Raw genomic sequence first — 13,318 nt, forward strand, 5'->3', positions numbered from 1 at the left:
TAGCTACCGAGACATGAATCGGCGGACCATACTGGACTCCATCAACCCACCCCACCCAAGGAGAACAGCATGACCACCGTCACCAACACCACCGCCACCCCGTTTGCCGGCAAAGTCGCTTTCGTCACCGGCGGTTCGCGCGGCATCGGCGCCGGCATCGTGCGCCGCCTGGCCCGCGACGGCGCCACCGTGGCCTTTACGTACCAGCAGGCCGACGCCGCAGCCAACGCGCTGGCCGCCGAAATCGAAGCGCAAGGCGGGCGCGCCCTGCCGATCCGCGCCGATGCCGCCGACGCCGAAGCGCTGCGCGCCGCCGTCGAACACGCCGGCCGCGCGTTCGGCAAGATCGACATGCTCGTCAACAATGCCGGCGTGCTGCGCCTGGGCGACGTCGCCACCTTCGCGCTGGCGGACTTCGACCAGACCTGGGCCGTCAATGTGCGCGCCGTGTTCATCGCGATCCAGGCCGCGCTGCCGTTCATGGGCGCCGGCGGACGGATCATCAATATCGGCAGCACCAATGCGCACCGCATGCCGTTCGCCGGCGGCGGCGCCTACGCGATGAGCAAGTCCGCCCTGCTGGGCCTGGTGCAAGGCTTTGCCCGCGACCTCGGTCCGCGCGGCATCACCATCAATAACGTGCAACCGGGCCCGGTCGACACGGAAATGAACCCGGGCAGCGGCGATTTCGCCACCCACCTGCACGGCCTGATGGCCATCGCCCGCCACGGCACGGCGGCGGAAATCGCCGGCATGGTGGCGTACCTGGCCAGCCCGGAAGCGGCCTTTGTCACCGGCGCCAGCCTGAATATCGATGGCGGCTTTGCCGCGTAACGGCTGGCGGGCGGCGGATTACAGCCTGTCACCACTGGTTACAGGTTGTAACGCCCGCAGCGGCAGGCGAACCCATCAGGTACAATGCGTTTCCCTCAGTTACCGCTACCGGCCGGGCCCCGCTGCACCGGCCCATCGCCGATGAAAACCAAATTCCTGATCGCGCTGGCGCTGGCCGCCGCGCAAGGCGCCGCCTGCGCCGACGACAATCCGGACCGCACCTGGTCCACCGCCGCCGAACTGGGCGCCATCACCACCACCGGCAACACGTCCGGCACCTCCATCACGGGCAAGATCGATGCCCGCCAGGAACTGGAAGACTGGAGCAACCAGTACATGTTTTCCGGCTTCTTCAAGGAAGACCGCACGGTGGACGACCTCGGTGAAAAACACCGCACCCGTTCGGCCGAACGCTTTGCCGCCTCGGCCAAGGCCGCGTACCACCTGGAAGACCACAACAAGAAATTGTTTGTGCTGGGTTCGCATGTGAACGACCAGTTTGGCGCGTACGCCCGCTACAGTTCCTTATCGGTCGGTTACAGCACGCGCTGGTTCCGTTCCCGCGACAAGACCCTGGACGTCGAACTGGGCCCCGGCTATTTCATTGGCAAGAACGCCACCGGCGAAACGGAAAACGGCATGACCGTGCGTGGCGCCGCGTCTTACCGCTGGCAAGTCAGCCCGACCGCCCTGTTCACGCAAACCATCAGCATGGAAAAAGGCACGTCGAACCTGCATTCGCAGGCCGAGACCGCGCTCAGCACGAAGATCAACGGCACCATGCAAATGAAAGCCGCCTTCAGCGCCCGCAATGACACCAATGCGCCGGAAGACAAGAAAAGCACGGATACGCAAACTTCGCTGACCCTGGTTTACTCGTTCTAGAGCCGCAGCGACAGCAACACCATCAGGCCGATCCCCTGCGCGCTGGTGGCATGCCAGAACAGCGCGCAACAGTCGAGCGACGCGCGGCTGTGCGGGGTCAGCAAGCCGGTCGCGGCGCGCGCCCACAGGTAGCACGCCAGCAGCGGCAATAGCGCGGCGTGCAAGCCGCAATAGGCGGCCAGCACCGCCAGCGCCGCATGCCATGCGGAGCGCACCGGCGCCCACTCCAGCCCGGACAGTCCCGCCGCCAGCCCCGCCACGGAACACAGCGACGCCACCGCTATCCAGAGCACCAATGGCGCGCGCGGCCCGAATGCGGCATCCGCCCCCGCCGCCGCGCCATCTCCGCCATTGTCCCCCGTCACGCACCGGCGCCGGCACGCCACCAGCATGGCCGCCGATCCGGCCGCCAGCAAGGCGCAGCATAGCCAGCGCCGGGCGGCCGGCGGCAGCGCGGCGCCGGGCGGCGGACACACGTCCAGCAGCATGCCGACATGCAGGTAGGCATACACGAACGACGCGAAAATCGCGCCATCGACCACCAGCAAGATCACCATGGCCCACCACGCATGCCAGGCGCGCCGCCCCGCCGGCGTACTGGCGCCGCCCACCGGCAGCGTCACCGCATCGGCCACCAGCGCGGCCGGCACGCGCGGCGGCCGGTCCAGCTGCCACAGCCACGCCAGCACCGCGCCGACCGCCGCCACCCCGCACAGCCACGCGGCCAGCGCCTGCTGCACCGTCAACAGCAGGAAAAACCCGGCGGTCCCCAATGCCGCAAGCGGCGGCCACCAGCTGTCCCCGGGCAGGATCAGCAGATACCACGGCTGCGCGCCGCGCCAGGTGGCGACGATGGTTTCGCGCCGCCCGGTGGCCGTACCGGGCAGCCAATGGCGCCCCCGCACCACTTCATCCGCCAGCGAAGGCTGTTCCCACAGCGGTTCTTCGCCATGGACTTGCGGGATGCTGCGGGTGCCATAATCCTCCGCCGGCAGCCATTCCAGCGTGGCGGCGCGCCACGGATTGCCTTTCGGGCGGCCCGGCCGGCAGAGCGTGCGCGCCACGTCCAGCGCGAACCACAGCACGCCGGCGGCAAACACGAACGCGCCGATGGTCGATGCCAGGTTGTAGCCATTCCAGCCCAGGTTCCCGTCATAGGTATAGATACGGCGCGGCATGCCCAGCAAGCCCGCGATATGCATGGGGAAGAACGCCAGGTTAACACCGCCGAACATCAGGCCAAAGATCCAGCGCGCGGACCACTCCGGCAGGCAGTGCCCGTGCAGCAAGGGAAACCAGAAATACATGGCGGCGAACACAGGGAACAGCATGCCGCCGATCAGGACATAGTGCAGGTGCGCCACGATGAAATAAGTGTCGTGCGCCTGCCAGTCAAACGGCAGCGCCGCCACCATCACGCCCGTCAATCCGCCCAGGGTAAACAGGCAAAGGAAGCCGGCGACGAACAGCAGCGGCGCGCTCCAGCGCGGCGTCCCCTGCCACAGCGCGGCAATCCACGCGCACACCTGCACCGACGCCGGCAGCGCCACCACCATGCTGGCGGCCGACACCAGCACCGCCATCGATGGTCCCAGCCCGGCGGCGAACATATGGTGCGCCCACAACGCAAAGCTGACGCCGCCCGTGGCCACCAGCGAGGCAATGACGGCGCGCCGGCCCGGCAGCCGCACGCCCGTCAACGCGGGCAGCATGGTCGAGACCATGCCGGCCGCCGGCAGGAAAATGATGTAGACCTCGGGGTGCCCGAAAAACCAGAACAGGTGCTGCCACAGCAGCGGGTCGCCGCCCCGCTCGGCGATAAAAAACGGCCAGTCCCAGGCCCGCTCCAGTTCCAGCAGCGCCGTGCCGGCAATCACGGCGGGAAAAGCAAACACAATCATGACGCCCACCACCAGCATGGCCCACGCATACACCGGCATGCGCGACAGCGTCATGCCGGGCGCGCGGGTCAATGCAATGCCGACCACCAGCTCGATGGCGCCGGCGATCGCGGAAATTTCAATGAAACCGATGCCCAGCAGCCAGAAGTCCGCGCCCAGGCCGGGCGAATACGCCTTGCCGGTCAGCGGCGGATACATGAACCATCCGCCATCGGGCGCCAGGCCCGCAAACAGCGTGCAAAAGAACGCGATGCCGCCGATCGCATAAGCCCAGTAGGCATACGCGGACAGGCGCGGAAAGGGCAAATCCCGCGCGCCCAGCATATTGGGCAGCAGGTAGACGGCAAACGCTTCCACCACCGGGATCGCGAACAGGAACATCATCACGGTGCCGTGCATGGTGAACACCTGGTTGTATGTACCCGGTCCCAGCAGGGTATTGCCGGGCGCCGCCAGCTGCAGCCGCATCAGCAGCGCCAGCACCCCGGCCAGGATCAGGAACAGCAGCGCCGTCGCGATATACAGGCGGCCGATGTTGGTGTTGTTGACCGATGAGATAAAGCGCCAGCCGCGCGGCGTCCGCCAGGCCCGTTCCAGCCGCGCCAGTTCGTCCGGCGGACGCGGAGCGCCGCTGGGCAGGCCGTCATTCCCGGCCATCACCGCAAGGTCTCCAGCCACGCGGCCAGCGCCTGGACATCACTGGCCGCCAGTTGCGGGTCCGGCATGCGGATACCCGCTTTATGGCGCTGCGGCGCGGCCAGCCACGCCGCCATCGCGCCCGGGCCGTTGGCCAAGGCGCCGGCGCCCAGCGTCTTGCGGCTGGCGATGTGCGTCAGGTCGGGGCCGACCGGCCCGGGCTGTCCCAACCGGCCCGCCAGGCCGCTTCCTCCTGGCGACCCGGGCAGCCCAAACCGGGCCATTTGCGCCGTCCGCCCATCCGGCGCCGTCCCGGTTGCCGCGCCGCGCACCACATGGCATGCGGCGCACCGTTCGGCAAACAGCGCCCGGGCCGCCGCATGCCGCCCGCCGTCGGCCACGGCGGGCAGCGCCTGGCGCGCCAGCCAGCTGTCGAAGTCCGGTTCCGCGTGCGCCACCACCCGCAGCGCCATGCGCGCGTGCTGCAAGCCGCAATATTCCGCGCATTGGCCGCGCCACGTGCCGGGCCGCACGGCGGTCAGCGGCAAATGGCGCACTTTTCCCGGCAACATATCGACCTTGCCTGCCAGCGCCGGCGCCCAAAAGGTGTGGATCACGTCCGCGCTGTCCAGCGCCAGCCACACGGTGCGCCCGGCCGGCAGGTGCACTTCATTGGCCAGCACGATGCCGCCGTCCGGGCCGGGGTAGCGCACTTCCCACCACCACATGTGCGCCGTCACGCGGATCACCAGCGCGCCCGCCGGCATGGCCGCCGACTGGCCGCCCGCGCCTGCCGTGTCATACGGCACCCCGCCCCACGTGGCATAGCCGAACAAGCCCGCCAGCGCGCTGCCCGGCGCCAGCACCGCCACGGCCAGCCAGCGCCGCCACCGAAGCGCCCGCCCGCCCCGGCGCAACGCGCACCCCAGCACCGCAATGACCAGCACGAACACCAGCGCCGCCATGCCGCACAACAGCCACGTGAAACGCGACAGTGCGATGGCATCGGCGCCGGCGGGGTCGAAGAGCGTGGCCATGGCTCAGCGCAGGCGCAGCAAATACGCCGCCATGTCGCGCGCATCCGCCGGGGTGACGCCCAGCACCGGCATCATCGTACCCGGCTTGAGCAACGGCGGGTTTTGCACGAAGCGGGCCAGCATGGCGGGGGTGTTCGGCAAGTGGCCCGCGAGATAGGCGGCGCGCCCGAGGGAAGCCAGCGCCGGACCGGCCTGGCGTTGCGCCCCCTCCACACCGGGAATGCGGTGGCAGCTGGCGCACTGGTATTGGCCCAGCAAGCGCTGCCCCCGGTCGACATTTCCATTTTGCAACACTTCACTGGCAGGGGCGCCTCGGGCGGCCGTCACGGCCGCCAGGGTCAGCATGGCTATCGCGTGGCGCAATGGCATGGGGCGTCCTGGCGTGTCCTGATGAAAATCCAACCCAGCATACAATGATTCAACATGGCTTGACGTACAACAGCGGCGCAGTAACAACTAAACCATGGCAGCTTAACAATGGCAACTTAACGATGGTGCAACCGTGCGATGGCTCGATACACGAATCGGAACACCCTGCGCTGCGCCGCGCTGACCGCCACCGCGCTGGCGCTGGCGGCCGTGGCGGTGGGCGGTGCGGTGGTCGGGCTGGGACTATATGACGTGGCGTCGACCGACCAGCATTTCCAGCTGACCCACAGCGTGTTGGAAGCCACCATGCGCGCGTCGGTACGAAGGCAGGCCGCGGCAATCCAGCCGCCCGCACTCGGCGACTTGCGTGCGCAACAAGGCGCCGCCGTGTATGCCGCGCGCTGCGCCGGCTGCCATGGCGCACCGGGCGTCGCGCCGCAACCATACGCGATGAGCATGCAGCCGGCGCCAGGGGGCCTGATCGATGCGGCAGGGAAATGGGAACCCGCCGAGCTGTACTGGATTACCCGGCATGGCATCAAAATGAGCGGCATGCCGGCGTGGGAATTTCATTTGAGCGAACAAGCCCTGTGGGATGTCGTGGCTTTCCTGGGGCGTTTGCCCCGGTTGACGCCCGCCGCGTATGCCGCCGCACTGGACACGGCAGGCGCGGCGCACCAGCACGACTCCGCGCCGCTGCCAGCCGTGCCGGGCGGGCCGCACATGGCGGCATCGGCATCGGCGCCGCCACCCGGCCAGCCGGCATTGCCCGACGCGCGCCGTGGCAAAGTAGCCTTAACGCAATATGCCTGCCATGCCTGCCACATGATTCCCGGGATTACCGGCAGCCGGGTTCATATCGGCCCGCCCCTGGCCGGCATTGCCAGCCGGACATTAATAGCAGGCACGTTGCCGAACACGCCAGACAACATGGTGCGCTGGATCCGCACCCCGCAAGGCGTCGATCCGCGCACCGCGATGCCGGCAATGGGCGTCACGGAGCGCGACGCACGCGACATCGCGGCCTACCTGCGGACGCTGGACTAAGGGCTGGCTTGCTGAACAGCCTGCCTGAGCGTGCGTCGCCCGGCGCGGAAATGCGCAATGATGGGGCATGGATCAGCGATCAGACCAGGCTCCCCAGGACAATGCCCCGGCGCCGCCTTCCGGCGCGGGCGCGGCGCCGCCCGGCGCTACCGCCCCGGCCGAACGCAGTTTCCTGCACCGCGTCGTGCTGGTGGACGGCCTTGCCGCACTGTTCCTGCTGACACTGGCCGGCCTGTGGTTCGCCGCCGACGCGCTGTTGCTGATCTTTGCCTGCATCCTGTTCGCCATCCTGCTGCACGCATTGAGCAGCGCCGTGCAGCGCCGCCTGCGCCTGCGCTCGCACACGGCGGCGCTGGCCCTGGTCACCGGCCTGATGGCCGCCACCCTGGGCCTGGCCGGCTGGCTGATGGCGCCGCAATTGTCGGAACAGGCCAGCCACCTCGCCCAGGTGGTGCCGACGTCACTGGACCAGGTGCGCGCCACGCTGGCGCGCTATCCGCGCCTGAAATCCCTGCTGGCCGAATTGCCCAGCAATAAACAGATCGCCAGCCAGCTGGCCGCGCTGGCGCCCAATGCAGGCCTGTTCTTTTCCGGTGTGCTGGGGGCGCTGGGCAATACCCTGATCATCCTGTTTGCCGGGGTCTATTTCGCGGCGCGGCCGCGCCTCTACATCGACGGCATGGTGCGGCTGGTGCCGCCCAGGCGCCGCCCGCGCGCCCGTGAAGTGCTGGACCAGCTGGGCGGCACGCTGGCGAAATGGCTGATGGGCAAAGCCCTGTCGATGCTGGTGGCCGGCCTCCTGACCGCGGTCGGCCTGTCGCTGCTGGGCATCCCGCTGGCGCTAATCCTGGGCATCATAGCCGGACTGCTCGATTTCATACCCTATCTGGGACCGCTGATGGCGGGCGTGCCGGCGTTGCTGATCGCGTTTTCCGCCAGCCCGGAACAGGCGCTGTACGTGGCGCTGCTGTTTGGCGGCATCCAGCTGGTGCAGGGTTACCTGGTGGAGCCGCTGATCGACCAGCGCACGGTGGCCCTGCCGCCCGCGCTGACGATTGCAATGCAAGTACTGTTTGGCGCCGTGTTCGGGCTGGCCGGCGTGGCGCTGGCCACGCCGCTGACGGCGGCGCTGATGGTGCTGGTGACGATGCTGTATGTGCAGGATATCCTGGGTGACAACAGCCATCCCTAGGCCGTCACCTGCTTCTGGGTCTGGTACAGCCGCGCATAGTGGCCGCCCTGCGCCAGCAGCGCGCCATGCGGCCCCGCTTCCGCGATACGGCCCGACTCCATGACGACAATCCGGTCGGCTTTTTCAATGGTGGACAGGCGGTGCGCGATGACCAGCGTGGTGCGGCCGCGCATCAGCACTTCCAGCGCCGCCTGCACTTGCCGTTCCGATTCCGTGTCGAGCGCGCTGGTGGCTTCGTCCAGGATCAGGATCGGCGCATCTTTGTACAGCGCGCGCGCAATGGCCAGGCGCTGGCGCTGGCCGCCCGACAGCCGCAAGCCGTTTTCACCGACTTCGGTGGCATAGCCCTGCGGCTGCTTCATGATGAAATCGTGCGCATAGGCCGCGCGCGCGGCCGCTTCCACGCGGGCCGGGTCCGGCGCCGCGTCGCCATAGGCGATATTGGCCGCCAGCGTATCGTTGAACAGCACCACGTCCTGGCTGACCAGCGCGATCTGGGAGCGCAAATCCGTCAAACGGTAATCGCGCACGTCGTGGCCATCGAGCAGGATGCGGCCCTCGCCCACGTCATAAAAACGCGGCAGCAAACCGGCCAGGGTGGTCTTGCCGCTGCCCGAACCGCCCACCAGCGCCACGGTTTCACCTGCCGCGATGTCGAGCGACACGCCGCGCAGCGCGGGCGCCGCGTCCGGGTCGTTCGGGTTGTAGCGGAAGCTCACGCCCTGCACGGCAATGCGGCCCTCGGCCCGCTGCAATGCGCGCGTGCCCTGGTCCACCTCGGCCGGCGCATCGATCAGGCCATACACGGATTTGGCGGCGGCCAGGCCACGCTGCAGCGGTTCGTTGATCTTGGTGAGATTCTTGATCGGCGACTGCATTGCCATCAGCGAACCCATGAACGCGACAAAGGCGCCCGGCGTCAGCGCGCCGGCCTGCGCGCGCAGCAGCGCAAAGTAAATCACGGCCGACAAGGTCATCCCCACCAGCATCATGATGATGCCGGAGTTCAGCGCCGCGGTGGCCGAGTGTTTGACGGCCAGCTGGCGGTTGTGCTTGACGACTTTGTGAAAACGCTGCTGTTCGAAATGCTGGCCGCCGAAAATCTTCACGACGCGCTGGCCACCGATGCTTTCATCGAGCACGCGCGTCAATTCCCCCATGGAAGTCTGGGTATCTTCGGCCAAGCGGCGCATGCGGCGCCCCGCGACCGTCACCACCGCCGCCACCAGCGGCAGCAGGCCCAGGCAAAAACTGGCCAGTTGCCAGTCGATGGTAAACAGGGAAATCAGGTAACCGATGGTCGCCACCGAATCGCGCACGAACACGTTCACCACCGACAGGCCGGCCTGCGCCACCTGCGTGGCATCGTAGGCCACCCGCGACAGGGTGGTGCCGGTGGACGCCTGGTCGTAATACCGGTTCGGCAGGCGCAAGATGCGTGCGAACATGCTTTCACGCAAATTGGCCTGGACCCGGTTGCTGAGCCAGGACGAGCCATAGTCGCCGGAAAAGCTCGACACCATGCGCATGAACGCCAGCCCCATGATCACCAGCGGGATGCTCCACAGCGCCGCCTGCGCCGGATCGCCCGGCAGCAGCCAGTCCATCCAGCCCTGCACCATGGCCAGCAAGCCGGTGGCGGGGCCGGCCACCGCGCCCAGCGACGCCGTGGTGCCGGGACGCAGCGCATCCACGACATTTTGCAACTGGCGGATCAGCAACACATCGGTGGCGGAGGCAACCCCCACCGCCACCAGGGTGGCAATCACGGCGCCCAGGTAAGGACGGAACTCGCCCAGCAGGCGGAAATAGAGTTGGCGGCTTTGCACTGTGAATCTTGTTCGGGACGAAAGTGTGCATTGTACCCGCCTTCCCCCGGGCTTCCCACTGGCAGCGCATCGCAGGCCGGGGATTGACCTTGCGCAAACGGCATGTTTTACTCGCCCTCAACCCGCCCCGGAGGAAATTTGCACCACCCTCGCCGCCTTTTCCCTCCCTTCCGCCGGCACGCCGGCGGCGCGCTGCTGGCCGCCTTCCTGCTGGCCCTGGCGTGCCAGCCCGCCACGGCCGCCGGCAAGCTGGTGTTTGCCTTTGAAGAGTTACTGCCGTGGAAAACCCGTCACCAGGGTGTCTATGGCGGCGCCTACACGGAAATCATCCGGGAGCTGGCGCGCCGTGCGGACCTGGCGCTGGAATTCCGCAACTGCCCGCTGAGACGCTGCCTGTTCATGCTGGAACAGGGCCAGGCCGATATCGTCATCGGCGTGCGCGACACGCAAGAACGGCGGCGCTACCTGCATTTCCTGAAAACCCCGTACCGCGAGCACAGTTCCGACAAGGTGTTTTATGTGCTGCGCGGCCAGGGCCCCGATATCCGGCAATATGCGGACCTGGCGCAACTGCACATCGGCGTCACCTCCGGCGCCGCGTATTTCGAACCGTTTGACAGCGACAAGGCGCTGGCCAAGGAAGAAGTGCCGCTGACGGAAGCGAATTTCCGCAAGCTCGCGCTGGGCCGGCTCGACACGGTGGTGGTGGCGGAAGACCAGGGCGAGGCGCAGGTGGCGCGCCTGGCGCTGCGCAACAAACTCGTCAAAGCCGCGTACCGCGTGCCCGACGCCAGCGCGCGCCATGTCGGCGTGTCGAAACGGTCGGTCGATGCGGCTACCCTGGACAAGCTGGAACAGGCGATGGACAGCATGGTGCGCGACGGCACCTTGGCCACGCTGATCCAGCGCCATTACTACGACGCGCTGAACGTGCCGCTCGATTCGGTGCGGATCCGCTAGGCAGCCCGGGGCCGGCCATGCACGCTGACGATTTCCGCCAAGCACCCGGGGTTACGGCGCTCCGCGCCGTCCTGTACCGCGCCACCCTGTCCCACCGCGCGCCGCGGCACACCGCCGCGTGCGCGGCCGTCCTTGGCGCCCTGCTGGCCGCGCCGCCATGCGCCGCGCAATCCGGGGCCACGGTCAAACCGGCGGCGCCGTCGATGGTGGTGTGCATGGAGGAACAGCCCCACCCGCCACACCTGCTGGCCAATGGCGGTGGCACGGTGCCGCTGCTGATGCGCATGGCCGCCCGGCGGGCCGGAATGAACCTGCGCCTGTACCGCGCCCCGACCCGGCGCTGCCTGGCCGAAATGCGCAGCGGCATCGTGCATGCCTATGCCGCCGCCGCGCCCGGCCCCACCGTCACCAGTGAATTCGCGCTGCCGATGGCGGCCGGCGCGCCCGACCCGGCGCGCGCCGTCGCCACCATCCGGCAAGTCGTCTACCGGCGCACCGGCAGCAACGCCGGCTGGGATGGCGAACGATTTTCCGGGCTGGCCAAGCCGGTGCTGGTGGGACACGCCTTCGTTGCCATCACCGACCGCCTGCGCCAGCTCGATGTCGACTTTGACAATGAGGCGGGCAGCGACCTGCAAAACCTGGAAAAACTGCTGGCGGGCCGGGGCGACGCCATGGTGGGCATCGACACCGATGTGGCGCCGCTGCTGCGCCAGCCGCGCTATGCCGGCATGATTGAAGCGCTACCCGCGCCATTCAGCGAAAACCGCCATTACCTGATCGTGACGCAAGCGTATTACCAGGCCCACCCGATGGCGGTCGACGCGCTGTGGGACGCCATCGGCGCGGTCCGCGTCTCCGAGCCTTATCAGTCGGCGGCGGCGAAACTGGGGCAACCTGTTCCGCAAGTGGTTGGCAAATAGTAAAGCTTCGGGTTAAATGGCGGTCCCAGCCGCCACCTTCGACCGCCGCCCATGTCCCGCGCCAGCGCCCTGTTCCGCCTGCACCTTGCCGCCATCCTGTTTGGCAGCACCGCCTTGTTCGGCGAAGCCGTCCACGTGGGGCCGGTCGCGATTGTATTCGGGCGCACGGTATTTGCCGTGCTGGCCCTGTCGCTGGTCGCGGCATGGGTGCGCCAGGCGCCGTGGCGGGGACTGGCGCCGCGCGGGATCGCGATCCTGTGCGTACTGGGCGCGATGCTGGCGCTGCACTGGGTGACGTTTTTCATGGCGGTCCAATACGGTGGCGTGGCGCTGGCCACACTGGGGTTCGCATCGTTTCCCGTCTTTGTCGCGCTGCTCGAAGCCCTGATCCTGCGCAGCCGTCCCCCGGCGCGCGACGTGCTGGTGCTGATGCTGGTGACGGCCGGGATGGCGCTGATCACGCCGCGCTTTTCGCTGGCCGACGCCGGCACCGCTGGCTTGCTGTGGGGCATACTGTCGGGTGCGATTTACGCGGGCATCGCGGTGGTGAACCGCTACCATTCCCCTGGGGCGGGCAGTGCGCAATCGTGCTGGTGGCAATGCCTGGCGGCCTGCGTTGCCATCGCGCCGTTCAGCATCGGTGCGCTGGACGGACTGGCCGCGCGCGACTGGCTGTTGCTGGCGTTGCTGGGCGCGGTCTGCACCGGGCTGGCCTATACCATTTTCCTGCAAGCGCTGGACACCGTGAAAGCGCAGACCGTGGCGGTCGTCATCAGCATGGAACCCGTGTATGCGATCATGTTGGCGTGGTTCGCGTTTGGCACGGCGCCCGCGCCGCAAGTGGTGCTGGGCGGTGCGCTGATCATCGGCGCGGTGCTGCTGGCCAGCTTGTCGCCGGCGCGGCCCCATGCGGTGTAAGGATGCTTGTCAGTAATTGTAACAACTTTCTATCTTGATAATTGTCAGTGCTACACTGACCTTTTCGCTGTGGCAGGACATGCCGTGAAGATTGAACCGTACCGCAGCCGGTCGCTGGCGCCCGGCCTTGTCATATCGCTGCTGATCCACGCGGGATTGCTGGCGCTGTTCATGACCCAGCGGCCCGCGCCGCCGGTGGCGCAACCGGTGCGCTGGCTGACGGTCAGTCTGGTGCCCACGCCGGCGGCTAAACCGGAGCCGGTCACTGAACCGGTCCAGCCGCGTGTTGCCGTCCCGGTCACGCCCCCCAAGGTGCGCGACAAGGCCCCCACCCTGGCGCAGGCGCCGGTCCGGGCACAGCCCGCGCCTCGCCCGAAGCAGGACGAGGACAAGGAACGCGAACGCCAGCATGAAGCGACCGCCATCACCGTCATGCCGGCCGCCCCCGCGCATGCTGCCGCCGATGCCCCCGATCCCTTCGCCGTACCGCCGTCCAAATCCCCCGGTACCTTTGACGCCACGGCCGCGCTGAAATCCGCGCGCAAACTGGCCGTGGCCAAGGCCGGCAAGGACGATCCCGCCGTCGCGCAATTGCGCGACAAACCCGTCAACGGCCTGGCCGCTGAAAACGAACTCGGTAACGGCATCAAGCAGGCGGCGCGCCCGGGCTGCCTGATGTCCGCCGCGGGCTCCGGCATCCTGGCGCCGCTGCTCATCGCGGCGCAGGTGCTGACCGACAAAAAAGACCAGGGCTGCAAGTGGTAGCGCGCGGCTGTCATGGGGCCGC

At 68.0% G+C, this 13,318-nt stretch carries 12 protein-coding genes; 8 read left to right on the top strand and 4 right to left on the bottom strand.

Translation table 11 applies throughout. The features are described from left to right. Window positions 1-69 precede the first annotated feature (69 nt). Both AC1RRC_RS29145 and AC1RRC_RS29150 read left to right on the top strand, forming a co-directional pair. Window positions 70-834, top strand: coding sequence for an SDR family oxidoreductase (locus AC1RRC_RS29145; RefSeq protein WP_493059179.1), 765 nt, complete (start codon window positions 70-72; stop codon window positions 832-834). 141 nt (window positions 835-975) lie between these two features. Beyond that, the gene (locus tag AC1RRC_RS29150; RefSeq protein ID WP_493059180.1) at window positions 976-1,719 is read left to right on the top strand and encodes a DUF481 domain-containing protein; all 744 of its coding nucleotides are present in this window, start codon (window positions 976-978) and stop codon (window positions 1,717-1,719) included. Here the strand turns inward: AC1RRC_RS29150 and AC1RRC_RS29155 are convergent. From AC1RRC_RS29155 to AC1RRC_RS29165, 3 genes are read right to left on the bottom strand one after another with little or no spacing between them, the layout of a single operon-like run. After that, window positions 1,716-4,277, bottom strand: a complete 2,562-nt coding sequence (locus AC1RRC_RS29155; protein WP_493059219.1) for a cbb3-type cytochrome c oxidase subunit I — start codon at window positions 4,275-4,277, stop codon at window positions 1,716-1,718. The two genes, AC1RRC_RS29150 and AC1RRC_RS29155, sit on opposite strands and share 4 nt — an antisense overlap. Beyond that, complete coding sequence (locus AC1RRC_RS29160) at window positions 4,277-5,293, bottom strand: cytochrome c oxidase subunit II (protein WP_493059182.1); 1,017 nt, start codon at window positions 5,291-5,293, stop codon at window positions 4,277-4,279. Before AC1RRC_RS29160 ends, AC1RRC_RS29155 begins: the two co-directional genes overlap by 1 nt. Window positions 5,294-5,296: 3 nt before the next feature. After that, window positions 5,297-5,662 (bottom strand): c-type cytochrome, encoded by a 366-nt coding sequence (locus AC1RRC_RS29165; protein WP_493059184.1) that lies wholly within the window; start codon window positions 5,660-5,662, stop codon window positions 5,297-5,299. 138 nt (window positions 5,663-5,800) lie between these two features. On the opposite strand from AC1RRC_RS29165, the gene AC1RRC_RS29170 reads away from it, so the two are divergent. Next, complete coding sequence (locus AC1RRC_RS29170; RefSeq protein WP_493059186.1) at window positions 5,801-6,709, top strand: c-type cytochrome; 909 nt, start codon at window positions 5,801-5,803, stop codon at window positions 6,707-6,709. Between the two features lie 67 nt (window positions 6,710-6,776). Beyond that, a complete protein-coding gene (locus AC1RRC_RS29175; protein ID WP_493059188.1) occupies window positions 6,777-7,901 on the top strand; it encodes an AI-2E family transporter in 1,125 nt (374 codons plus the stop codon). On the opposite strand, the gene msbA is transcribed toward AC1RRC_RS29175, so the two are convergent. Then, entirely contained in the window at window positions 7,898-9,730 is a 1,833-nt protein-coding gene (msbA, locus tag AC1RRC_RS29180) for a lipid A export permease/ATP-binding protein MsbA (protein WP_493059189.1), read from the bottom strand. The genes AC1RRC_RS29175 and msbA overlap by 4 nt on opposite strands. A gap of 138 nt (window positions 9,731-9,868) precedes the next feature. Between msbA and AC1RRC_RS29185 the strand changes: the two genes are divergently transcribed. The 4 genes from AC1RRC_RS29185 to AC1RRC_RS29200 all read left to right on the top strand — a co-directional run bounded on the left by AC1RRC_RS29185 (window position 9,869) and on the right by AC1RRC_RS29200 (window position 13,296). After that, on the top strand, window positions 9,869-10,690 hold the full coding sequence (locus AC1RRC_RS29185) for a substrate-binding periplasmic protein (RefSeq protein ID WP_493059190.1): 822 nt from the start codon (window positions 9,869-9,871) through the stop codon (window positions 10,688-10,690). A gap of 17 nt (window positions 10,691-10,707) precedes the next feature. After that, a complete protein-coding gene (locus tag AC1RRC_RS29190) occupies window positions 10,708-11,613 on the top strand; it encodes a hypothetical protein (RefSeq protein ID WP_493059191.1) in 906 nt (301 codons plus the stop codon). Between the two features lie 51 nt (window positions 11,614-11,664). Continuing rightward, window positions 11,665-12,531, top strand: a complete 867-nt coding sequence (locus AC1RRC_RS29195) for a DMT family transporter (protein WP_493059193.1) — start codon at window positions 11,665-11,667, stop codon at window positions 12,529-12,531. An 84-nt stretch (window positions 12,532-12,615) separates the two neighbouring features. After that, on the top strand, window positions 12,616-13,296 hold the full coding sequence (locus AC1RRC_RS29200; RefSeq protein ID WP_493059194.1) for a hypothetical protein: 681 nt from the start codon (window positions 12,616-12,618) through the stop codon (window positions 13,294-13,296). The last annotated feature ends 22 nt before the right edge of the window (window positions 13,297-13,318 follow it).

The organism is Pseudoduganella sp. GW821-FHT12E03 (assembly GCF_058807115.1).